The sequence below is a fragment of the Halomicrobium sp. HArcht1-1 genome (assembly GCF_058933285.1).
On record NZ_JBZYDL010000001.1, the window covers coordinates 1522200 to 1543416 of the forward strand.

Annotated in this window: 22 protein-coding genes; 5 read left to right on the top strand and 17 right to left on the bottom strand. The window is 66.6% G+C overall.

Going from position 1 to position 21217, the window contains the following annotated elements; genetic code table 11:
* Window positions 1-23: 23 nt before the first annotated feature.
* The 9 genes from AC5FRZ_RS08040 to AC5FRZ_RS08080 form a co-directional block, all read right to left on the bottom strand.
* Window positions 24-1091 (bottom strand): NAD(P)/FAD-dependent oxidoreductase, encoded by a 1068-nt coding sequence (locus tag AC5FRZ_RS08040; protein WP_493564325.1) that lies wholly within the window; start codon window positions 1089-1091, stop codon window positions 24-26.
* A 47-nt stretch (window positions 1092-1138) separates the two neighbouring features.
* Window positions 1139-1852, bottom strand: coding sequence for an MBL fold metallo-hydrolase (locus AC5FRZ_RS08045; protein WP_493564326.1), 714 nt, complete (start codon window positions 1850-1852; stop codon window positions 1139-1141).
* A 176-nt stretch (window positions 1853-2028) separates the two neighbouring features.
* Window positions 2029-3690, bottom strand: coding sequence for a tRNA uridine(34) 5-carboxymethylaminomethyl modification radical SAM/GNAT enzyme Elp3 (locus AC5FRZ_RS08050; protein ID WP_153553407.1), 1662 nt, complete (start codon window positions 3688-3690; stop codon window positions 2029-2031).
* Between the two features lie 43 nt (window positions 3691-3733).
* The gene (locus tag AC5FRZ_RS08055) at window positions 3734-4249 is read right to left on the bottom strand and encodes a cupin domain-containing protein (RefSeq protein ID WP_493564327.1); all 516 of its coding nucleotides are present in this window, start codon (window positions 4247-4249) and stop codon (window positions 3734-3736) included.
* Window positions 4250-4300: 51 nt separating this feature from the next.
* Window positions 4301-4618, bottom strand: a complete 318-nt coding sequence (locus tag AC5FRZ_RS08060) for a hypothetical protein (RefSeq protein WP_170094176.1) — start codon at window positions 4616-4618, stop codon at window positions 4301-4303.
* A 72-nt stretch (window positions 4619-4690) separates the two neighbouring features.
* Complete coding sequence (locus tag AC5FRZ_RS08065; RefSeq protein WP_493564328.1) at window positions 4691-6922, bottom strand: DHH family phosphoesterase; 2232 nt, start codon at window positions 6920-6922, stop codon at window positions 4691-4693.
* A 97-nt stretch (window positions 6923-7019) separates the two neighbouring features.
* Entirely contained in the window at window positions 7020-7283 is a 264-nt protein-coding gene (locus tag AC5FRZ_RS08070) for a hypothetical protein (protein ID WP_170094178.1), read from the bottom strand.
* A 50-nt stretch (window positions 7284-7333) separates the two neighbouring features.
* The gene (locus AC5FRZ_RS08075) at window positions 7334-7951 is read right to left on the bottom strand and encodes a YIP1 family protein (RefSeq protein ID WP_493564329.1); all 618 of its coding nucleotides are present in this window, start codon (window positions 7949-7951) and stop codon (window positions 7334-7336) included.
* Between the two features lie 48 nt (window positions 7952-7999).
* Window positions 8000-8674 (bottom strand): hypothetical protein, encoded by a 675-nt coding sequence (locus AC5FRZ_RS08080; RefSeq protein WP_493564330.1) that lies wholly within the window; start codon window positions 8672-8674, stop codon window positions 8000-8002.
* Between the two features lie 315 nt (window positions 8675-8989).
* Between AC5FRZ_RS08080 and AC5FRZ_RS08085 the strand changes: the two genes are divergently transcribed.
* Window positions 8990-9733: a CPBP family intramembrane glutamic endopeptidase gene (locus AC5FRZ_RS08085; protein ID WP_493564331.1), complete on the top strand. Its 744-nt coding sequence runs from the start codon at window positions 8990-8992 to the stop codon at window positions 9731-9733.
* Window positions 9734-9804: 71 nt separating this feature from the next.
* Here the strand turns inward: AC5FRZ_RS08085 and AC5FRZ_RS08090 are convergent, their stop codons facing one another.
* The 4 genes from AC5FRZ_RS08090 to AC5FRZ_RS08105 form a co-directional block, all read right to left on the bottom strand.
* Window positions 9805-10383, bottom strand: coding sequence for an NADPH-dependent FMN reductase (locus AC5FRZ_RS08090; RefSeq protein ID WP_493564332.1), 579 nt, complete (start codon window positions 10381-10383; stop codon window positions 9805-9807).
* Window positions 10384-10463: 80 nt separating this feature from the next.
* A complete protein-coding gene (locus AC5FRZ_RS08095; RefSeq protein ID WP_493564333.1) occupies window positions 10464-10724 on the bottom strand; it encodes a DUF7967 family protein in 261 nt (86 codons plus the stop codon).
* A 61-nt stretch (window positions 10725-10785) separates the two neighbouring features.
* Window positions 10786-11793, bottom strand: a complete 1008-nt coding sequence (locus AC5FRZ_RS08100) for a sodium:calcium antiporter (protein WP_493564334.1) — start codon at window positions 11791-11793, stop codon at window positions 10786-10788.
* Window positions 11794-11872: 79 nt separating this feature from the next.
* Window positions 11873-12787, bottom strand: coding sequence for an HhH-GPD family protein (locus AC5FRZ_RS08105; RefSeq protein WP_493564335.1), 915 nt, complete (start codon window positions 12785-12787; stop codon window positions 11873-11875).
* A 98-nt stretch (window positions 12788-12885) separates the two neighbouring features.
* Here AC5FRZ_RS08105 and AC5FRZ_RS08110 point away from each other — a divergent pair, with 98 nt between their 5' ends.
* Window positions 12886-13215: a ribbon-helix-helix protein gene (locus AC5FRZ_RS08110; protein WP_153553395.1), complete on the top strand. Its 330-nt coding sequence runs from the start codon at window positions 12886-12888 to the stop codon at window positions 13213-13215.
* Window positions 13216-13237: 22 nt separating this feature from the next.
* Here AC5FRZ_RS08110 and AC5FRZ_RS08115 read toward each other — a convergent pair whose 3' ends face one another.
* Window positions 13238-14026, bottom strand: coding sequence for a TrmB family transcriptional regulator (locus AC5FRZ_RS08115; protein WP_153553394.1), 789 nt, complete (start codon window positions 14024-14026; stop codon window positions 13238-13240).
* 673 nt (window positions 14027-14699) lie between these two features.
* Here AC5FRZ_RS08115 and AC5FRZ_RS08120 point away from each other — a divergent pair.
* Together AC5FRZ_RS08120 and AC5FRZ_RS08125 are read left to right on the top strand one after the other, a co-directional pair.
* On the top strand, window positions 14700-15032 hold the full coding sequence (locus tag AC5FRZ_RS08120) for a DMT family transporter (RefSeq protein WP_170094193.1): 333 nt from the start codon (window positions 14700-14702) through the stop codon (window positions 15030-15032).
* Window positions 15033-15212: 180 nt separating this feature from the next.
* On the top strand, window positions 15213-16445 hold the full coding sequence (locus AC5FRZ_RS08125) for a digeranylgeranylglycerophospholipid reductase (protein ID WP_208627935.1): 1233 nt from the start codon (window positions 15213-15215) through the stop codon (window positions 16443-16445).
* 29 nt (window positions 16446-16474) lie between these two features.
* On the opposite strand, the gene AC5FRZ_RS08130 is transcribed toward AC5FRZ_RS08125, so the two are convergent.
* Together AC5FRZ_RS08130 and AC5FRZ_RS08135 are read right to left on the bottom strand one after the other, a co-directional pair.
* A complete protein-coding gene (locus AC5FRZ_RS08130) occupies window positions 16475-17809 on the bottom strand; it encodes an aminotransferase class III-fold pyridoxal phosphate-dependent enzyme (RefSeq protein ID WP_493564336.1) in 1335 nt (444 codons plus the stop codon).
* Between the two features lie 78 nt (window positions 17810-17887).
* The gene (locus tag AC5FRZ_RS08135; RefSeq protein ID WP_493564337.1) at window positions 17888-19156 is read right to left on the bottom strand and encodes an MgtC/SapB family protein; all 1269 of its coding nucleotides are present in this window, start codon (window positions 19154-19156) and stop codon (window positions 17888-17890) included.
* Window positions 19157-19253: 97 nt separating this feature from the next.
* Between AC5FRZ_RS08135 and AC5FRZ_RS08140 the strand changes: the two genes are divergently transcribed.
* Entirely contained in the window at window positions 19254-20435 is a 1182-nt protein-coding gene (locus AC5FRZ_RS08140; RefSeq protein ID WP_493564338.1) for an AI-2E family transporter, read from the top strand.
* An 84-nt stretch (window positions 20436-20519) separates the two neighbouring features.
* Here AC5FRZ_RS08140 and AC5FRZ_RS08145 read toward each other — a convergent pair whose 3' ends face one another.
* A complete protein-coding gene (locus tag AC5FRZ_RS08145; RefSeq protein WP_015763165.1) occupies window positions 20520-20798 on the bottom strand; it encodes a PadR family transcriptional regulator in 279 nt (92 codons plus the stop codon).
* Window positions 20799-21217 lie beyond the last annotated feature (419 nt).

Below are 21217 nucleotides of genomic sequence, written 5' to 3' on the forward strand. Positions count from 1 at the left end.
GGCCGGGACGCAAAACCGCTTCGCTACAGGTGCTCGCCGATTCGCTCGCCGGTTCTCAGGCCGTTCCGGACGGCGGCGTGGAGCCGCGCCTCGCCCGCGACCCAGTCCCCGGCCACGAAGAGGTCGTGCGCTGGTGCCGTCTCCAGGGCGTCCGCCGCAACGCCGTCGTCCGGCAGCGCGTACCGCCAGTGCTGGTGGTCGGTCCAGTCGGGCTCGGCCAGTCGGTCGTCGTCCAGTAGCGTCGCCGTCGCGTCTGCGATCGCGTCGGTCAGCGTGGCGGCGTCGTCACGGTAGTGGGTGACCGACCAGTCCGGTGCCATCTGGACCAACAGGAGCGTCTCGCCGTCTGGGACGTGCCCCGCCTTGCACTCTTCGCGGCCGACCCAGCCCACGTCGTGGTCCTCGGTTTCGCTGATCAGTCCGTAGTACGGGCGGTCGAGTTCGAAATCGTAGTGCAACAGACCGGCGACGACGGTGCGATAGGGGACGGAGGCGGCGGCCTGCCTGAGCCGCCGTCGGTCGGCGTGTCGCCACTCCGACTGACCCAGCAGGTCCGCGGTCTGTGGACCCGGTGGCGTCAGGAGCGTGGCGTCGAACGGGCCGTAGGTTCCGCCGTCGGCGTCGGTGACACGCCAGCCCGCCTCACTTCGCGCCAGTGACTCGACGCGCGTGTGCCGGTGGACCGTTGCGTCGCCGGCCGCGAACAGCCGCTTCGCGAGCTGGGTGATCCCTTGCTCGTAGGTCCACCGCGTCGTCTGTTCGTCGCGATCCTCGCTCACCTGTTCCGCGGATCGCGTCGGCGCATCGCGTATCGCCCCGTCAGAATCGAACCCCCACACGGGCTCGTCGATCTCGGTGAGTCCGTCGGTCGGGAGTTCCTCGGTGACCAGTTCGGCCACGCGGTCGTCGTCGGCAGTCAGGTAGTTGGCACCGTACTCGTAGACACAACCGTCGCGCCGCCGGGTCGCGGCACGGCCGCAGACGCCGCCGCTCTTCTCGAAGACGGTCACGTCCACGGGGTGTTCCCGGAGCGCGTACGCCGCCGCCGCACCGGCCGCCCCCGCACCGACGACCGCGACTGATCGTTGCATAGACAGATCTCCACACGGACAGTACAAAAACCCGCTCGTTCGATCGGTCAGAGCGTCGCGGCGAGTGCGCCCAGTACGTCGTCACCGTCGCGGACGAACGGCGTCCCGTGGGCCATCGCCGCCACCTCGAAGGCGGGTGCCCGCGCGGCGAACTCCCTGACGGACGCCCGGACCCGATCCATGTCGTAGGAGTCGAACCAGATCGGCGTCGTCATCGCACCATCCTCCTCCCAGACGAGGTCGCCGAGCAGCGCCACGCCGCAGTCGTGGACGTACACCGTGTGTCCCGGGTTGTGTCCCGGTGTCGCGTAGCTGGCGAACTGACCGACGGCTTCGCCGTCGTCGACCGGCCGCAGGTCGATCCCGTCGGGGAGCGGACAGAGCGTCCGGGCGGCACGGTGGAACAGCCCCTTGTGGTTGTTCGACGGCGGCGGTGCGCCGTTCTCGACCAGCTCGTAGTCGGCTCGCCCGAGAAAGACCGGGCCGGTAAACTCCGGTTGCAGCCGTTCGAGCCCGCCGACGTGGTCCAGATCGTAGTGAGTCAACAGGACGCGGTCGAGATCGCCGGGCTCGTAGCCCACAGCTGCGAGCTCGTCTCTGATCGAGGGCTCGTTCCAGAACAGTCCGGTGTCACACAGCGTCACGGCCTCGCCGTCGGTGCCGTCCATGTCCCGCTCGTCGAGGAGAAACGCGTTCGACGCTAGCGGCGGCAGTAGTCCCAGATCGAGCTCCCAGACCCCGTCGATCAACCTCCGTGCCATTGCCGACCGTACGCCGGCCCCACGCTAATGAGTGTCGCCCGATTTCACAGTCGCTTGCTGACGTACGGGCCACTCCCATCTTTTTCCACGTCGGGTTTCCTCACTCGCTGGGCTCGTTGCGGGAACCCTCGTGCAAAAACATGGGTGAAAAAGCCGGACTCACTCCGTTCGTCCGGTCACAGTCGCTTGCTGACGTACGGGCCGTCTTGCTTGTAGTCGAGCTTCTCGCGGTAGTACTGCCGGACGCCGATACCGGAGATGACCGCGAGCTTGTCGTAGCCGGCGTCGGCCGCCAGTTCCTCTGCCGTCGCGAGCAGTCGGCGACCGTATCCCTCGTGCTGGTGTTGGTCGTCCTCGCTGGCGCTCCCGAGGCCGACCTGGCTGCCGTAGACGTGGAGTTCCCGCACGAGCGCGGCGTTTTGCAGTTCGCGCCGAACCGGGTCGTTCGGGAACCGGAGGCGACAGAAGCCCACGAGCAGGTCCTTGTCGGGATCCTCGAAGCTGATGAAGTGTTCGGTCCCGCCGGCAGCCTCGTAGGTCATGACGTCCTTCTCGATCCGTTCGGGGTCCTCGTCGTTCATCCCGACCTCGCGACAGCGGATACAGTCGCAGGTCCAGCCGTGCTCGTCCATCCGCTGTCGGGCGAGCTGCCGGAGGTTCGACTTCCAGACGCCGCCCTCGATGAAGTCCGCGGGGATGTCACGCTGGACGCGCTGGAGGCGGGTGTACTTCGGGATCATCGACTTGATCTCGGCGACGAGCTCCGCGGCCTCGTCGTTGTCCAGGGGTTCGAACTCGTCTTTGCGCCACCAGTCGTAGGTGACGGTCCCCTCAACGACCAGCGTCGGGTAGATCTTGAGGTAGTCCGGTCGCCACTTGCTGTCCTCGAAGATGCGCCGGAAGTCCTCCAGACACATCTCCTTGGACATGCCGGGCTGGCCGGGCATCATGTGGAAACCGACCTTGAACGCCGAGTCTCGCAGCCGGCGGTTCGCGTCGACGCTGGCCTGGACGCCGTGGCCGCGGTGCATCTCCCGGTTGATCCGCTCGTAGGTGGTCTGGACGCCGACCTCCACCTTCGTCCCGCCCAGCCGGAGCATCCGGTCGATCTGCTCGGGATCGCACCAGTCGGGCTTCGTCTCGAACGTCGTGGCGACGTTTCGCACGTCGGCGGTCTCGTTCTCCGCGATCACGTCCTCAAGGTAGCGAAAGTCGTACTCGTCGGGGTCCTGCGCGAAGCTCTCGCCCTCCGCGGGCGCTGGCTGGGCCTCGGTGTCGAAGTCGTTCATCGCCTCGATGGCGCGCTTGACGAACCACTCCTGGTAGTCGTGGCTTCGTGCGGTCATCGTCCCGCCCATCAGGATCAGTTCGGCCTTGTCGACGGGGTGGCCGATCTCGCGCAGCTGGTTCAGCCGCAGGGTGACCTGTCCGTAGGGGTCGTAGTCGTTCTGGACGCCGCGGGCGGCCGCGGGCTCGTGGCCGGTGTAGGACTGCGAGGACGAGAACTCCGAGTCGGGGCCACCGGGACAGTAGAGGCACTTCCCGTGGGGACACCGGTGGGGCGAAGTCATCACCGCGATCGGCGAGACCCCCGAGGCAGTCCGCACCGGCTTGCGCTGGAGGACTTCCTCCAGTTCCTCGCGTCGCTCCAGCGGCGCGTAGTCGAGGATCTCCGAGTTCTTCGGGACCTTCGGTGCGGAGTACTTCGAACAGACCTCCATCTTGGCGCTCTCCACGTCCTCGCGCTCCAGTTCGCCCGCGAGGATGCGGTCGACCAGCTCTGCACAGACCTGCTCGAACGCCTCGGACTCGGTGGGATCGCCCGTCTCGGTGCTCATTGCCGTTGTCACAGTTCGTTCGCTCGCGCGAATAAGCGTGTCGCTACTCCTCCCGCCGGCCGTCGCCGTCCTCGTCGTCCCAGTACGGCACCTCGGCGTCGAGATCGAGGTACGTCGAGAGTCGGCGCTCGCCCTTCTGGCCGCCGGGTGGCGATCCCGCGAACACGCCGACCGCGTCGTTGTCCGGGTAGACCGTGATGTCGGGCTCGTTCATCGTCGACATCGCGAGATACCGGAGCCCGTCCGGCCCGGCTTCAAGTTCGTGCTGCCCGGCCTCGCTCCGGGGAAAGACCGCGAAGTCGCCCGCTTCGAGGTCGCGTTCCTCGCGGTCGCTCCCGAGCCACAGCGTCCCGCCGCCGTCGAGGACGAAGATCGCCTCCTCGTTGCCCTCGTGGTAGTGGGCGGGCCAGCCCCGAGCTTCTGGCTCGATCTCGTAGAGGCTACAGCCCAGCTCGCTGGCGGCGCTGGCTCGTGTGAAGCGCTTGCCCCTGAACGAGCGAGTCCCGTGATCGTACTCCTGCCAGTCGAGGGCGTCCGTATCGAGGACCTGATCGTCCATACGCGGCGTTCGCCGACCGACTGCAAGAGCGTTCTGGTGGTCCGTCGACGGTTACCGGGGCGGTGAGAGATCGACAGTCGCGTCCGGGTCGGTCCTGTAGCGTCGCCAGCCGTAGACGCTCAGTGCGATGCCCAAGAGCGACGCGACCACGACCAAGACGCCCACGAGCGTCCGATCGAGGCCGCTCGGCAGCGACCCCGAGTCGATCACTGTGTTCGCTAAATTTGCGACTACTGCAAGCCAGACACCGGCGACGAGCGGGAGCTTCCAGCGCCGGATCGCCCCTCGCCAGCGAACGACGGCGAGCACGAGCGCGGGGAGCAACAGTGTCGCCGACACGAGCACAGCTTCTGGTGCGGGGAGGGCCATAGCTGGGGGATTTCGTCGACGGCACAAAGAGGCTGTGTCTGCTCGACCGCCGCTGTCGTGATGGTCGAGCCGTCAGAACCGCTCGCCGACGACGGCCAGCGTCGCGTCGATCACGGCGTCGCGCTCGCCCGAGAGGAATCGGATCGACTGCTCGCGGGCGCTGCGTGTCCGGACGGCGGCTTCCGGTGCGGCCTCGTCGATCGCGTCGGCCAGATCGTGTACGTCGACCGTCTCGTCGGCCCGCACGAACAGGGTGTCGTCGGCGACGCCGACGAGTGCGTCCGTCTCGCTGTCGGCCTGCCGGAACAGCTCGTCGAGCAGGATCGTCGACGGCGGGAAGTCGTAGCGGTGCGTGAAGGCGTCGGTGTCGAGGACGGCGACGGTCGTCCCGCCGATCTCCTCGTGTTCGATGTTGGCCGTCGCGGTGTCGACCTCCGTCGCGAGCTTCTCGCGGAACTGCTCGGCGACGTTGCCGGCGAGCCCGGTCACGTCGTCCTCGTCGTCACCGAACAGCAGGTCCTTGATGAGCTCGCGCTTGTCCTCGTAGGACTGGTAGTACGCTTCCAGCGCGACCGCGTCGCGAAGCTCCGTCACCGAGGCTTCGTCGTAGCCCGCCTCGGCCGCGGCGTCGAGGTAGGACGCTGGCGTCTCGTCCCAGAAGCTGACTGCCGGCAGGTGGACGAGATCGTCCTGTACGTGCTCGTTGACGTGGGCGGCGACGTTGGCCGCCAGCGCCGTCGCCGTCGTCGGCGACGCACCGGCCAGCGACGGGCTGACGAGCGTGTCGACCGAGTCGGCGATCGCTTCGTCGGCGACGGCGTCGTCGATCACGACGCGGGGTGCGCCGTACACGTCGAGCAGATCGAAGCCGTCGAGGCTCTCGCGGGTCCCACCGGCGGCGACGAAGACGAAAAGCGGGAGCTTCTCGTCGTGGCGCTCCCGGTTTTCGAGCATGTTCGTCACGTCCTTGGTGGCGTCTTGCATGTCGTAGACGCCGCCTTCCAGCGGTCGGCGATCGAAGTAGTGATACTGCGCGTCGGCTCGGCGGTGCTCGTCGGCGACCAGCGGGAGCGTCGCGCGTTCGAGGGCTACGCCAGCGACGTAGCCGTCGGCGGTCGCGGAGTGGCGGACGATCACCGGGCGGTCGGTGATGACTGCGCGTCGGATCGCCGTCGCGGCGTCGACGAGATCGTCGGCCAGTGCCTCGATCGTCGGGTCCTCTGCGAGTGCGTCGACGGCGGCGGGCCGAGCGCGGTCGTCGAGCGCGTCGGCCATCCGGTCCGCGACGGTCTGGCGCTCGTCACCGTCGAGCGCGACGAGTGTCTCGGTCTCGACCTGAATCTCGCCGCGGCGACGGCGCACGTCGCCGTCCAGTCGGACGATGTCCTCTTCGACGATGTCGGGGTAGGCGCGGACGCCCGCCTCGACGAAGGCCGCACAGTCGACGGTCCCGGTCTCGTCCCGGAGCTCGAACACCGTCGGTCCGCTGGTCTGGCGAACGTCGACGATCTCGCCTTCGAGGCGAACGTCGTCGCCTTCGTGGTCGTCCAGGCTGTCGACCGTCACGACGGGGTGGTCTCGCTGGTGGTCGACTGCATCGTCGCTCTCGGCGTCGGCCGACGTGTCGTCGCTCTCGGCCGTCGCCGTACTGCCCTGTCCGACGACGCTGGCGCTTCGCTCGACGCGCTCACTGTCGTCGGCCTGGCTGACCTTCGCCGCGTCGGCGTCGGTCGTCGCCGCTTCGACGGTCTGGTCGTCTCCCGACGGTTCGGAGTCACTCGTCGCTTCGGCGGTCTGGTCGTCGGGCGAGGAGTCTGTGTCGGTCGTCGCTTCGACGGCTTGCTCGTCGGGCGACGGTTCGGAGTCGGCGTCCGCCGCCGGCTCCTCACGCCCGTTTCCCGACTCGTCCTCCGCGACGTCCTCGGCGAGTCGCGCCGTGTCGAACTCGGGGTCGTCGATCAGCGTGCCGCGGAACTCTCGCTCGGCCTGCCGGATCGACCAGCCGAGGTCGATGTTGCCGTTGTCTCGGACGTTTTTCACCTTCACGAAGACGGTGTCGCCCGGCTCCCAGTCCAGCGAGTCGAGTCGCTGATCCAGCTCGCTGCGGTGGAGCAGCCCGGTCACGCGATCGCCGATGTCGACGAAGACGCCGAACTCGGCGAAGCCGTCGACGGAGCCGCGGTAGTATCGATTGGTCGTCAGTTGATTCGGATGGTCGCCTCGGAATTCGAACAGGACGTCCTCCTCGTGGAGGTCACAGATGTGACCGTCGACGGAGGTGCCACAGATGATACACGAACCCATTGACCGGTGAAAGCATTTCGGCACTAAAACGGTTGTCGAAATCCTCGTCGCTCGCCGACCGGCCGGGCTGGGCCTGCCGTCGGTCGGTTCCGTCCCGCTACTCGTAGATCTGGCTCTCCGATTCGAGCATCTCGACGCCACGCGCCACCTCGCTTGCCTGCTCGGGCGCGAGGGCGATCTCGAACTGGCTGCCGTCGTCGTCCTCGAAGGCGAGCTTGACGCGCTCGTCGCCGAACTCCCGTACGTCGATGCCTTCGACATCGTACAGCTTCGCGGTCGCGGTCCGGTTCGAGGGGCCGACGTGTTTGAGTGCGCCGTCTTTGAGTTCGAACATGAAGTCGTCGAGGTCGAGCGTGAGCATATTCGAGGAGCCGGCCGGCAGCCACCTAAACTGTTCGACGTGGCCGGGCGCTACAGCAACGCATTGGCCGCCGCGAACGCGCGAAAGCCGTAGCCAAAGAGGACGGCCGCGGGAGCGACGCTGACGACGAGGGCACGCGGGAGCGAGAGGTTGTGGATCGTCCCCATTCCGTAGACGTACAGCCCGGTACCCCAGAGACCACAGGCGATCCGCACCTCCGGGATCGGGAGCCCGGCGAACACACACGGAGCGGTCGCGTAGGCGATCACCTGCACGGTCTCGCTGATGCCGCCCCGATCCGGTGCCAGCGGTGCCAACAGGAGCGTCTGGGCGGCCGCCGTGAGGTGGAGCACCGCGGGCGCGACGAAGACGACGATGGCGACCAGCGCCAGCAGCGCCATCAGTGGTTCCAGATCACCGATCACCGGGTAGTCGTACGGCCCGAGCGACAGCTGTCCGCGCTGAGCGAGTTCGACGACCGCGAACCGCGACGCCTCCTCGACGAGGACGACGACGGCGATGAAGACGAGTGCCGGTGCCTGATCGCCGGGTGCGATCCCCGCCTGGAAGAACCGCTGCGGTCGCAAGAGTATCTCGACCCACGCGCGCAGGAGTGCGATCGGGCCGCGGTCGCGCCCGCCCGTCGGGTTCTCGACCCACTGTGTCACGTGTGGTCGTAGGTCCAGCGAGCGTTAGTCAGTTTCCTTTCCCGACGGTCACAGTCGCTCCCACGCTGCCCGGAGTGCGTCTCGCGGACTCTCTCGGAAGCGCCCAAGCGCGGGGAGGAGGTCGTGCTTGAGGCCGTGGAGCGCGACGCCAGCCAGCCCGATGCCCAGCGTGGCACCAGCGAACAGAAAGGAGAGCAGTACCACGGGACCGTCGACCGGCGCGGGCACGGTCCCTGGAGGGACCGCCGCGAACAGGGCTCCGGGGATCCCGACGGCGATACCCAGTTTCAGCGACTGCGTGGAGCGCCGACGGAGCCGGTCTCGATCGCCCGCTCTGGCGGTGGCGTCGCCGCCCCCGACTGCCTCGTCGACGTCGAGCGCCGCCAGTGTCCGTTCGTTCGTCTCGATGTCCGCGACGCGGCCCCGCGCACGACCGACCACCGTCTCCCGTTCGATGTCGTGGAGGAGTCGGAGGCGCTCGGTCACGAGCGACAACTCCCCGAGCATCTGTTCGACGGTCTCGTCGTCGTACTGGTCGAACGCGAGTTCGAACTGCTCGTCCGGATAGTCGACCAGGTACCCGAAATCGTCGAGCCCGGCGGCGACGCGTTCGCGAATCTGTCGCTGATCGCGGCGGCGCTTGGCGTCCGACAGTCCGCGAAAGTCACTCGCGATGCGCTCTCGCTGTGTCTTCGTGAGCAGGGCGGCCGGTTTCTCTGGCAAGACGGCCGAATTTATTGCTGACGCGCTCTTAATCGTGTCGACATTCGAGGGACGGGCCCGAACAGATCGCCTGCTGTGGACCGCTTCGAGGTCGGTGTACGACCGTATACGCGGTCGACGAACGCCAGTGTACACTCGTCCACCTCCCGATTCGGAAATAAACGGAGCTCCCCGTTCTTGTGCCCCCTCGTGGTACGAGGTGGTGATGGCTGACGACGGCCCACGACCTCCGCGCCCGGAGGACGGCACTCTAGCGCATCGCACCCGAACACACGAGCGACGTCGCCTCGCCGTTGGTGAGCTGGGGGGAGACGCGTGAGCGTCTTCCCCGAGCGGTTGCCGTCGTCGGCCATCGGCGACACGCCGCTGGCGGTCGCTTCGGCCCTCCTCCTCGCTGTTTGCGGCTGGATCGCTGGCTTCGGCGGCGTCGCGGTGTTTCAGCTCTCGGGTTCGTTGTTCGGCGTCGCGGAGACGGACGCCTTCACGGTTCTGGGCTCCGGTGTCCAGATCGGTTTCGCCGTCGTCGCCGTCGCGTACCTGTGGCGTGTCGAGGACCGGCACCGGTACGTTCGGTTCCGGATTCCGACGATCCGAGACCTCGGCTGGATCGCCGCCTTGCCGCTCGGTCTCTGGGCGACCTCGGCGCTCCTGGGTGTCGTCTTGCCGGCGATCGGTCTCTCGGTCCCGACTCACGAGACCAGCAGGACCGTCGCGCTGCTCTTCGACCGCCCGGCGCTCTGGATCGTCGCGCTCCTCGGACTGTACGCTGTCGCGGCCCCCGCGGAGGAACTCCTCTTCAGAGGCGTCGTGCAGGGGCGCGTGCGGCCACACCTCGGGACGGCCGGTGTCGTCCTCGTCAGTGCCACGGCGTTCGCCCTCATGCACGGCGTCTTCGCCGTCTTCTCGACCGGCAGCGCGGTGTACTCGGTCGTCTCGACGGGTGCCGGCGGTCTGCTCTGGGGGTACGCCTACGAGCGGACCGAGAACCTCGCCGTGACGGCCCTGAACCACGCGATGATGTGGACGATTCCGTTCGAATCGGTGTTCTCGATCTTCTGACACACGGCTGTCAGTGCATGGATCGACTCGCCGCCCGAGGCGGCGAACACCGGGAGTGACGAACGGCGGTATCAGTCGTCCGCGCCGACGTTCTCGCAGCTCTCGATACTCTGGGGATCGGGCTCGATGCCGGCGTACTGGACGGCCTCGCGGCCGAGCGTCTCGATGCGCTCGCGCACCTGCTCGTCGACGAGTCGCCCGTCCTCGAAGGCACTGGCCGCGCGGGGCACCGCTGCCTGATGTGGGATCACCCAGCAGTCCAGCGACCGCCCGACCGACCGGAGGTGCTCCAGCGCCGTCACGGGGAAACTCCCCCCGGCGACACACAGGAGGCCGACGGTCTTGTTCTCGAACTCGTCGAAGCCACAGTAGTCCAGCGCGTTCTTCAGCGGCGTCGAGAACGAGCCGTGATACACCGGCGTGCCCAGCAGGATCGAGTCCGCCGCCCGGATCTGCTCGCGGAACGCCGCTGCGTCGCCAGCGTCCTCGGCGTCGGGGTCGAACACGGGGAGGTCCCACTCGCGGAGGTCGAGTAGTTCGGTGTCACCACCGGCCGCCGCTGCGGCTGCCAGTGCGACTCGGAGGCTCTGTCGGGTGTAACTGCCCTCGCGGAGACTACCACAGATGCCGACGACTTTCGTTCGCGTCATAGCGCCCCAGACGACTGGGGGTTATTTATGAGTACGCTTCGTCCGTCCGCTCTGGTGTAGTGGGGCCGTCGGCGACCGCTCTAGATGCGGTCGTCAGGGTCGTGAACGTCGGCCATCCGCTGGGCTTCTGTCGCGTATCGTCCGTGCAGGTCCGCGTCGTCGACGGTCCCGAGGTTCCCCGGTTCGGCGTCGACGGCGGCGGTCGTGTCTCGGATGTCTCCGAACGAGGTCAGCGCCCGCTCTTTGCGGAAGTACCGCTGGTCGTCGGGCGTCGCGTACGTGAGGATGACGAGGTTCTGCTCGTCGTCGGAGGAGGTCCGTTCGACCAACCAGACCCTCACCGTCTCGTCAGTCGATGTCGTATCCGTCAGTTCGTCACCGCCAGTCAAGTTCTCTGTGGGGTCAGATCCCTCGCACCGTGTTGATAACGCCGATCGATTCGAGCGAGATCCAGCAGAGAAAAGTCGCGTACAGCAGGACGAACGTGTAGGCCTCGCGGTCCGTGATCTCCAGCCCGGTTCTCGTGAAGACGACGAACACGAGCGTCGCGAACGTCAGAAACCCCATCGTCGGAATCGCTGCGAGGAAGTTGATCGTCGCCTCTCCCGCGAGGAGGACACCGATGGGGATGGCGACCAGGAGATTGAACGTGTTGCTCCCGAGGACGTTGGTGAGGCTCGTCACGCTGTCGTCGTCGCGGGCCGCGCGGACACTGACGAAAGCGTCGGGCAGACTCGTCCCGGCTGCGATGACGGTCAGCCCCCAGAGGAACGTCGGCGTGCCGAAGAAGTCGCCGAAGGAGAGCGCGGCGCGAACGATGCCCTCGACGCCGACGGCGATCACCACCAACGCGACCGCGAGCGTCCCCCACTCCTTGAGCGGACGGACGTCGGGCGCGTCGGGGGCCACGTGGTCGCTGGCGTCCTGCTGGTGGAGAAAGACGTAGACGCCGTAGGTGACCAGCGGGAGAAGCACCAGCGTCGGCGTCAGGATCGCGGCCTCGTTCGTCCCGCCCGGCACGTAGGTCGCGCCGAGCGCGAAGACGAGGAAGAGCACGAGGATGCTGATGATGTAGAACTGCGCGTCTTTGTGGACGATATCTCGGGTCGCTTCGAGGTCCTCGCTGGCGAACGCCGAGAGCGCCGGGATGACGAGCAGATTGAAGATGGCGCTCCCGACGATCGCGCCGACGCCCAGCGAGAACTCACCGTGGACGACCGTACTGATGACGATCGAACTGATCTCCGGGAAGCTCGACCCGACGGCGACGACGATCGCGCCGTGGACGGCGACGGGCAGCCCGTAGAACTTGCTCAGACGCTCGGCGGAGCGCTCGAAGTACGTGCTGCCTTTCCAGATGACGAGCGTCGCGACGACGGCGAGTCCGAGCGCGACGAGCGGACCAGTCATGAATGCGTGGTTGTGGAGGGGGGTTCAAAGGTCTGGTTCAGTCGGACGGTCCGATCCGGGAATCTCGTCGACCAGACACTCAACGGAGACAAACGGTGAGTTCCTCCTCGCCGTCCTCGACGCTGACGAGGCCGTCGTCCGCGAGGTCCTCGACGAGCCCACGGAGCCACTCGCGGCCGTACTCACCGTCCGGGGAGTAGTCGACACGGACGCGCGGCCCGAGTTCGTCGAGCGCGAGGCGGTCGTACTCGCCCAAGACGTTGACGACGCGGCCGCGCATCTGTCGGCGGCTCCCCTCGAAATCGGGCTGGGTCGGCACGTCCGGAGCGGTGAAGTCGCCGGTGTCGTAGGCCTCACACCACTTGCGCCACGGGCAGCCGGCGGCGTCGCAGGCCGGCGTCTTCTCGCAGGCGACCCCGCCGAGTTCCATGATCGCGTTGTTCCAGACCCGCGACCGTCCGTCGGGCATGAGCGCCCCCGCGACTTCCTCGAACGCCGCGTCGTCGTCGGGCACGTCGAACGCGCGGTGGAGGACGCGCTTGACGTTCGTGTCGACGACGGCGTCGCCCGCGTTGAACGCGAACGAGGCGACCGCGTTGGCGGTGTAGGGGCCGACGCCGTGGAGCTCCTGCAGTTCGGCGGGCGTCTCGGGGAAAGAGCCGTCCCACTCGTCGAGGACCTGATTGGCCGCGGTGTGGAGGTACTTCGCCCGGTTGTTGTACCCCAGCGAGTGGGCCGTCCAGAACGCGACCACGTCGGACTGGTCGGCGGCCGCCAGCGCCTCGGCGTCGGGCCACCGATCGAGGAACTCGCGCCAGGCGTCGACGACGCGGCCCAGCTGGGTCTGCTGGCTCATCACTTCCGAGACGAGGATCTCGTAGGCGTCGTCGGTCTCGCGCCAGGGAAAAGACCGGTGGTCGGCCTCGTACCACTCGATCAGGGCCCGCTGGACGGCGTCGCGGTTCTCGGGGACTGCGCCCGGCAGCTCCGTCATTACCGCGGCGTTACGAGCGACGGCGCTTGTGCGTGACGGTCCACACCCGGCCGCCGGAGGCCGAAAGAGGTTTTCCCGCGCTGGACCACCGCCCCAACATGACGCTGGACGATCTCTCCGACGACGTACAGGCCCAGTACTCCGAGCTTGGCGCGGAACTCGCCGTCTCGCTGGACCGCGAGACGCGCAACGAACTGGCGATGCTGACCAGCGCACTGGATCCCGACGATCCCGACGAACTCGTCCGCCGCGCGGTCCACATGCTCTTTCAGAACGCCGTCGAGACCGGCAACCTCGACTTTCACCTCCGCTCTGGCTACGACTGTACCTACGACGAGTACCTCTCCGGGATGACCTTCGACGAGATGACTGGCGCGGACCAGTTCCCACAGGCCCAGGAGAAAGACGACCGGCGTTACCAGTTCTAGGGGCGGCCGCGAAACGGGACGTTCACTCGACGAGCGGCGCTGCACCGGCCCACAGCCGCTGGAAGTGGCGCTCGAACTCCTCGACGATCTCCGAGTCCTTGATGCCGAGGACGCCGATTCGATCGTCGGCGGCGACCGGGTGCGGGATGTCGATTGTCGTCCCGATCCCGTCGACGACGTCGAAGGACAGTCCCACGTCGGGCAGCGTCCTGACGGCCACGTCGCCGGACTGGTCGGCGATCAGCCGGTCGAACGTCTCGGGCAGCGTCAGCGCCACCTTCTCGCTGACGAGGAGCTGCACCGTCAGATCCGCGCTCGCGCCCTCGAAGAAGGCCTCCCACTCTCTCTGGAGCGTCTCCCACGTTGCGTTCTCGTAGGGCGTCCCGACGATGCCGTGGACGAACTCCTCGGCGGTGCGCGTGTGCTCTTGCAGCGCCGTCTGCATCTCCTCGCTGCCCAGCGAGCCCAGCCAGAAGCTGCTCTCTGTCGGTGGCGTCGGGAGCACGTTCGTGCGGACCGCCGCCGCTCGCTCCCGGTAGTGTCGCCACTCCTCTCGCAGCTCGTGTGCCCGCTCGGCCAGCAGCCTGTCGACGACGGCCTCCGGCTCGACGGCGACGTACTGCTTCGGATCACTCGACTGGAGGCGGACCACCTTCCGGGCTTCGAGACCGTTGAGCACGTCGTAGATGCGACCTTTCGGAACGCCGCTGGCCTCGGAGAGCTCGGTCGCCGTCGCCGCACCCGTCAGTAACAGCGTCCGATACACCTTCTCCTCGTAGCTCGACAGGCCGAGCGCACCCAGCTCCGTCATGCACCCTCGTTGCGAGCCGGTCCGTAAATATGTACCCCGTCTGGTGGTTCTCGGGAGGCCGTGTCACGGCCGCCCGTCGCCGCTCGGGATCGACGACGGTCCGTCGTGGGTGCCGTCGCACCGCCCACGGGATGGCTGATTACGGCGGCGCTGGTGGTGTAGCATCTGGGCCGTCGGTGTGCGAACTAAGCACTGAGGATTGCACGATGGAGGGCGCTTCCAGATCAGCATATCCGCAGAGTTGGAATAATCCCAATCACACCAACGAAAAACCCTGCGAGGAGTAAGAAGAATGAACCGTCCCCTGCGAAGACGCCAATTATAGTCAATTGGAGGGCAAAGAGTACGAGTGCGATCCCTCTAAGAGCAGCGAGGATGTCAAGCCAGACTGGATTATTTTCATCCACAGTTGGATGTACCTTTCATGTATAAATTAATCTTGGTATCAAACCTAAATCGCAATCGAAATTCTGTTTTCGTTCGTTCGCTTTTTACTCTGTCCCGACCACCCGCGGATAGCTGATACGGGATCGGGACGACGGTACGACACGCTGGTCCGTCCGGAAGGTCCTGACGAGACCGAGAGCGACGGCCGCGAGACACGACGGGAAACGCGTCGCAAGTCCCGACCTGTTCCAACAGTTGCATGTCGGTGGGTTCCCCAGCCGGCGGTATGCATCCGTACGTCCTGCTCGGTGGTGCGATCGTCTCCGAACTCGTCGGCACGACTGCCCTGAAGCTCTCAGACGGCTTTTCGCGGCCGTTGCCCAGCCTCGGGGTCGTCGTCGGCTACGGCGTCGCCTTCTACCTCGTCTCGCTGACGCTCGAAGAGTTGCCCATCGGCGTCGTCTACGGGACGTGGGCGGCGCTGGGGATCGTCGGTGTCGCAGCGATCGGCGTCGTCGTCTTCGACGAGCCCATCGACGCCGTGGGAATCGTCGGGATCCTCCTCATCGTCGGCGGCGTCTACTGTGTCAACGTCCTGTCCCAGATGGCTGCCCACTGATGGCGCGAGCCGGCGGCGGGACAACGAACTGGAAGTGGGAGCGTGTTTCGACATCTTTTCTACGTCGTTGGCGTATCCACGGACAGATTCGTGAGTTCGCTATGGCGCTTCACTACTGTCTGTCCGCCGACGTATCGCCGACGCACCGTCCCCGTCGACACGGTCGCCTGACCCAGAGCCATGAGTGACAACTACGACGTGGTCGTCGCCGGTGCAGGCCCGGCGGGGGCACAGTGTGCGCGAGACCTCGCCGACCGCGGGTACGACGTGGTCGTACTGGAGACCGAGACTGCGGCGGAGTTCCCTGCCCGGAGCGACAAGTCCACGGGCGGGACGTTCGCGTCGATGATGACGGCCTTCGGGATCCCGGACGACGTGGTGATGCACGCGACCGACGCCGTCGTACTGGAGTCCCCGAGCGACCACTTCGTCCAGGACCAGCCGGGTTTCGTGCTGGACTTCCCGGCGTTCAAGCAGTTCCTCGTCGACGACGGCCGGGCGAAGGGTGCCGAGTATCGGTTCGACGCTCGCGTCCGGGACCCGATCGTCGAAGAGGGGTCGGTCGTCGGCGTCCGGTACAACGGCGACGAGACGGTTTACGGTGACATCGTCGTCGACGCGACGGGGCCGGCGGCACCGCTGGCCAAGGAGCTGGGCGTCGTCGATCTCGAACGCCGGAACCACGCCATCGGCATCGAGTACCAGTTCGAGGGCGTCGAACTGGACCACCCCGACTACGCCGATCTGACGGACGCGATGATGCTCCGGCTGGACCACGACTTCGCTCCCGGCGGCTACTCGTGGATCTTCCACACCGGCGGCGACACGGCCAAGGTCGGCGTCTGCTACATCCAGAACGAGCGATACCGGGAACACGCCAGCGACGAACGGACCGTCGACGGCTACCTCGAACACTGGCTCGACAGCGACCCGCGCTTTGCCGAGGCCAGCCGAGTCGAGTCGACCCAGGTCCGTGGCTCTGCACACGTCCAGCCGCCGGGATCGATGAGTACCGACTCGTTCGTGGCGATCGGCGACACGGTCCCCTCCGTCGATCCCGTGTGGGGCGAGGGGATCGACAAGGGGATGCGCTCGGCACGCGCGGCGGCGATGACCGCCGACCGCTGTCTCACCGGTGGCGTAGATACGTCCCGCGAAGCGATGGCGGTCTACGACGATCTCTGGCACGAACGCGTGGCTCCCAGACAGGAGCGTCGCCTGTTCATGACGCGACTGCTGTATCTCGTGCCCAACGAGCGATACGACCGGCTCATGCGGGACCTGAACGCCCTGGACCGCGAGACGCTCTCGAAGGTCAACGAGGGCAGCAGACGGCACATCCTCGGCCTCCTCTCGCCGAGCGATCTCTCCTACCTCTGGCGCTACGTCCGCGAGTTCACGCTGCCCGTCTAGACCACATGGCGCGTTCGACGCGTGTCGAATCAGGCGACCGCGTCGACTGCATCCGCGAGCAGCCCGGAGCCAAGCTCGATCTCTCGGCGCGTCGAGTCCAGCGGCGGGAGCAGGCGCAGCGTCTTCCGACCGCAGCCAAGCGTCAACAGCCCGCGCTGCATGGCGGCCTCGATGACCGCTTGCCGCCGTTCCTTGCTGTCGAACTCGACGGCGAGCAAGAGCCCCTCGCCGCGCACGTCTTCCACGGCCGCCGACTGGGCCGTCGCGTCGCGGAACCGCTCGACGAACGCCCGCCCTCGCTCGACAGCGTTGTCGAGCAGATCGTACTCCTCGATGGCGTCGATGGTGAGCGCGCCCTGGGCGCACGCGAGCACGTCCCCGGCTCCCCACGTCGAAGAGAGGCGAGCCTTCTCGTCGGGGAACACGTCCGCACTGGCGATGGTCGCGCCGACACGGAGCGCCTTCGCGCTGGCGATCACGTCCGGATCGAACGGGTAGTGGTCCGAGCCCCACCACTCGCCCGTGCGCCCCAGACCGGTCTGGACCTCGTCGACGACGATCGGTACGCCGTGTCGCTCGGCGATGTCGGCGACCTCCGTCGCGAAGGCGTCGCTGGGGAACCGGTACCCTCCCTCGCCCTGGATCGGTTCGAAGATGATATAGGACACGTCGTCGGGATCGACGTGGCCGGTCTCGGGGTCGAGCATCCGCCCCAGCACCGAGCCGTCGCCCGTGAAGAAGCCACAGTCACAGCTCTCGGGCGTGCAGTGGCGGTCGTCACAGAAGGGAACGTCGTGGACCGTCGCGATCTCGGGGAACTGCCTGCGGTACACCGCCTTCGAGCGGTTGAGCGAGAGCGCTCCCAGCGTTCGACCGTGGAAGGCACCTTCGAAGGTGATCGCGTACTTGCCCCGGCGGTGGTCGTAGCTGATCTTGATGGCGTTCTCGACCGCCTCGGCACCGCTGTTCGAGAGGAAGACGGTGTCCATCCCGTAGTGACTGGAGATGTTCGTCAGGCGATCCATCAGCCCGGCCGCGCCGGGGAGATCGGAGCCGGTGCCGGTCGCGTAGAAGTCCTGTCCCGCGATCTTCGTGGGCTCGACGAGGTCGAACGCCGACAGCGGATCGAGCACTTTGGGGTTGTTGTAGCCCAGTGGCATCGCGCCGACGTGGCCGGTCCAGTCCATCAGGACGTTGCCGTCCACGTCGGTACAGAAGGGGCCGATCGCCGGTGCGTCGCGGTCCCAGACGAACTCGTAGACGTAGGTGCTGGGGGCTGCGTGCTCGTGGTGGTATTCGACCCACTCGCTGGCGCGTTCGCCGGGGAGGTCCTCGACCGTCGGCTCGACGCTGTCACGATCCATGCTACCGAACTACACGCCCGCTCGTGATAAAAGACACCGCCGGATGGGTGGCACCCGACGGACGGTTGTCGTTCCGTCTCAGACGATCACCGCGAGCGTCACCGCGGTCGCGCCGGCCAGCAGCGCGAGGCTCCAGAGCGCCACTCTGACCGCGAAGCGACGGTCCGGGCTCGCGATCGTCAGGCCGGCTTTCACGGCGATGCTGGCGGCCGTCGCCAGCAAGATGGCGATCGTCGCAGTGTTCGAGTCGACGGCACCACCCCGGTAGAGCAACACCGCCGAGGTGGTGCCTGCGCCGCTGGAGACCAGCCCCGACAGCAACGCGGTCAGGTACAGTCCGCCGGTACCGAACTGGGCTCTCGCGACCGTGCTGGCCACCAGCACGACGAGGAAGATGCCGCCGAACACGAGCGCGTTACGGAGCGAGAACGGACTGTCGAGTTCCATCTCGACCGACTCCGTCCAGTCGGCGGTGTAGGCCGCGACGGCGACGCTCCCGACCGCGACGGCACCGAGCGGGACGATCGACTGATAGAGGATTCCTCGCTCGAACGTGAACGCGATCGCGATGACGAGATTCCGCAGCGCCATGGCGGCGTCGGCCAGCAGGATCGCCGCCAGGGCGTAGCTCGCGGCGGCCGGCCGCTGGCGGACGTGGTCGAGCATGGTCCCGACGACGGCCGTCGAGGAGGCCAGCCCGCCGAAGAAGCCGGTCACTGCGATGCCACGTCCGCCGTAGGTCTGGACGATCGCGTAGTTCGCGATGCCGATGCCCGCGACGGTGACGACGAGCAGCCACGCGACGCGCAACTCCAGTTCCAGCGAGAGCTCCGCGACCGAGACCGGGATCGGAGCGGCGGGCAACAGCGGGTAGACCACGAACGCCAGGATCGCGAACTCCGTCGCAGACCGCAACTCGGCGCGGCTGAGCCCCCCGGCGAAGCTGTGGAGTTCGCGTTTGAGCACCAGCAAGAGCGACGAGAGGATCGCGACGGTCACGCCTTCGAGGATGTACGACTGCATCACGAGCGCGCCGACGCCGTAGGCGACCAGCATCGAGACGGAGGTCGTCAGGGACAGTCCCGCCGCCTCGTCTCTGAACCCCTCCGCCGCCAGCAACACGCCCTGGACGATGACGAGCAGGCCGCCGACGACGAGCAGGCTGTCGGCCTCGACGAGCGTGAAGACGGCACCGAGCAGGCTGACGAGGGCGAACGTGCGGATCCCGGCGGACTTCTGGGACCACTCTCGTTCGATGCCCAGGAACATCCCGAGGGCCGCCGCGAGGACGATGCGTCCCACCTCGTCGCCGACCGGACTCAGTCCGACTGTTGTCAGCGCGGTCACAGTTACTGTTTCACACGCCTGGCATAAATCTCCGCCGTCGGTCCGTGTTTCGGATCCACCCCCGACCTTTTTTTCGGGGTCCATCGAACACGGTGCCATGGTCGAGTTCGAGTTCGACGTCGACTGGCCACGAACCGCGTGGGTCGCCCTGGGGTTCGTGCTCGCCGCCGCCCTCGTCTTCGTCGCCTATCGCTTCGTCGGGACCTTCGTCTTCGGACTGTTCGTCTACTACGCGACCCGGCGGCTCTATCGTCGGGTCCGGCGACGGATCGACCAGCCGTCGGTCGCCGCGGGCGTCTCGCTGGTCGGGATGGTGCTTCCGGCGCTGCTGTTGCTGGCCTACACGCTCGGGATCGCCCTCCAGCAACTGAGTCGCTTCGCCGACGAGATCGACGGTGCCGGGTCCGGGAGCCAGATCGACGACCTGCTGGAGACGGCCGAACCGTACCTGAATCTGACGGTGTTGAGCGATCCGACGGCACTGCTGGACAACGTCGGCGGCGTCGGGACGGTTACGACGACGCTCGAATCGGCGCTTGGCTATCTCGGGGTCGTCGGCACGGGACTCTTACACCTGTTCGTGATGCTCGCGATCGCGTTCTACCTGCTCCGGGACGACCGCCGGTTCGCGGGCTGGGCCGGCCACTTGACGGCAGAGCGCACCGTCTTCGAGGAGTTCGTCGCTGCCGTCGACGAGAGCTTCGACAAGGTGTTCTACGGCAACATCCTGAACGCGATGATCACGGGACTGGTCGGTGGCATCGTGTACACGCTGCTCAACCAGATCGCGCCCCCGTCGGTCGCTATTCCGTACGCGGCACTGGTGGGCGTGCTCGCCGGTGGAGCGAGTCTGATCCCCATCGTCGGCATGAAGCTAGTCTACGTCCCGATGGCGGCGTATCTCGCCGTCCTGGCGGGGACCAGCGGTGAGGGGTGGTGGTTCGTCGTCGCCTTCGCCGCGGTCAGTTTCGTCGTCGTCGACGTGATCCCGGACCTCCTCGTGCGGCCCTACGTCTCGGGCGGAGAACTCCACACCGGTGCGCTGATGTTCGCCTACATCCTCGGCCCGCTCATCTGGGGGTGGTACGGTATCTTCCTCGGTCCGATCGTGCTGGTGTTGGTCACGCACTTCGCACGGATCGTCCTGCCGGAACTGGTGACTGACGAACCGATTCGCGCCAGAGAAGTCGATCCGGCCGTGTTGACCGACGATACCGACGGCGCGGACGCCGTCGACGGTGAGAGAGACGCCGACGGGGGGACACCAAGCGGGGCCTGACGCTGTTACGGACTCGCCGGTGACGAATGCCGACACTCCACAGTGCCAGTCGTATGTGACAGTGACTGACAACAGTCAGCGGCGCTACGTTACGTCCACGTACTCGTCTTCCCAGTCTCGCCGTGCCTCGATCTCTCGTCGGCCGCGCCGCGTGAGACTGTAGTAGTTCGTCCTGCGGTCGCGCTGCCCTTTCTCCACCAGTCCCTTGTCGACGAGCGTATCGAGATTCGGGTACAGCCTGCCGTGGTGAATCTCTTTCTCGTAGTAATCTTCGAGTTCCTCCTTGATCGCCAGCCCGTGTGGCTCCTCTTTCCCGGCGATGACGTACAGGAGGTCTCGCTGGAATCCTGTCAGGTCGTACATCGGTAAAGTCTATCACGTGTTTATTGTCGGAATCTAATAAGTATATCGGATCCGACTCGACGCTTTCGCTTCGCTTCGAAATCACGCGCTCGTGGCGACCTCTCGCCAGATCCGCCGGTGTCAGCTGAGTGCGAACGAATAGTTGTTGCACTGACGATATCGCGATCTGTCGACGTATCTCAGATACATCATACCCCGCCGCTGAACGGCGACGGTCGCGGTGCTGTCGCTCGACCGTTTCGCATCTGTTCGCCGAGCGACGGCGTCGCGACTACCGAGTTTCGAAACGAAAGTGGAAAGCGAATCAGGCGGAAGGCCCGATTCGCTTGCCGCCCTGAATTGGTCCCCGCTGACGCTTCGGCCCTCCAAAGCGAAGCGTCACTTGGTCGTGGGTCGTTGAGTAACTTAAACCTGTCGCC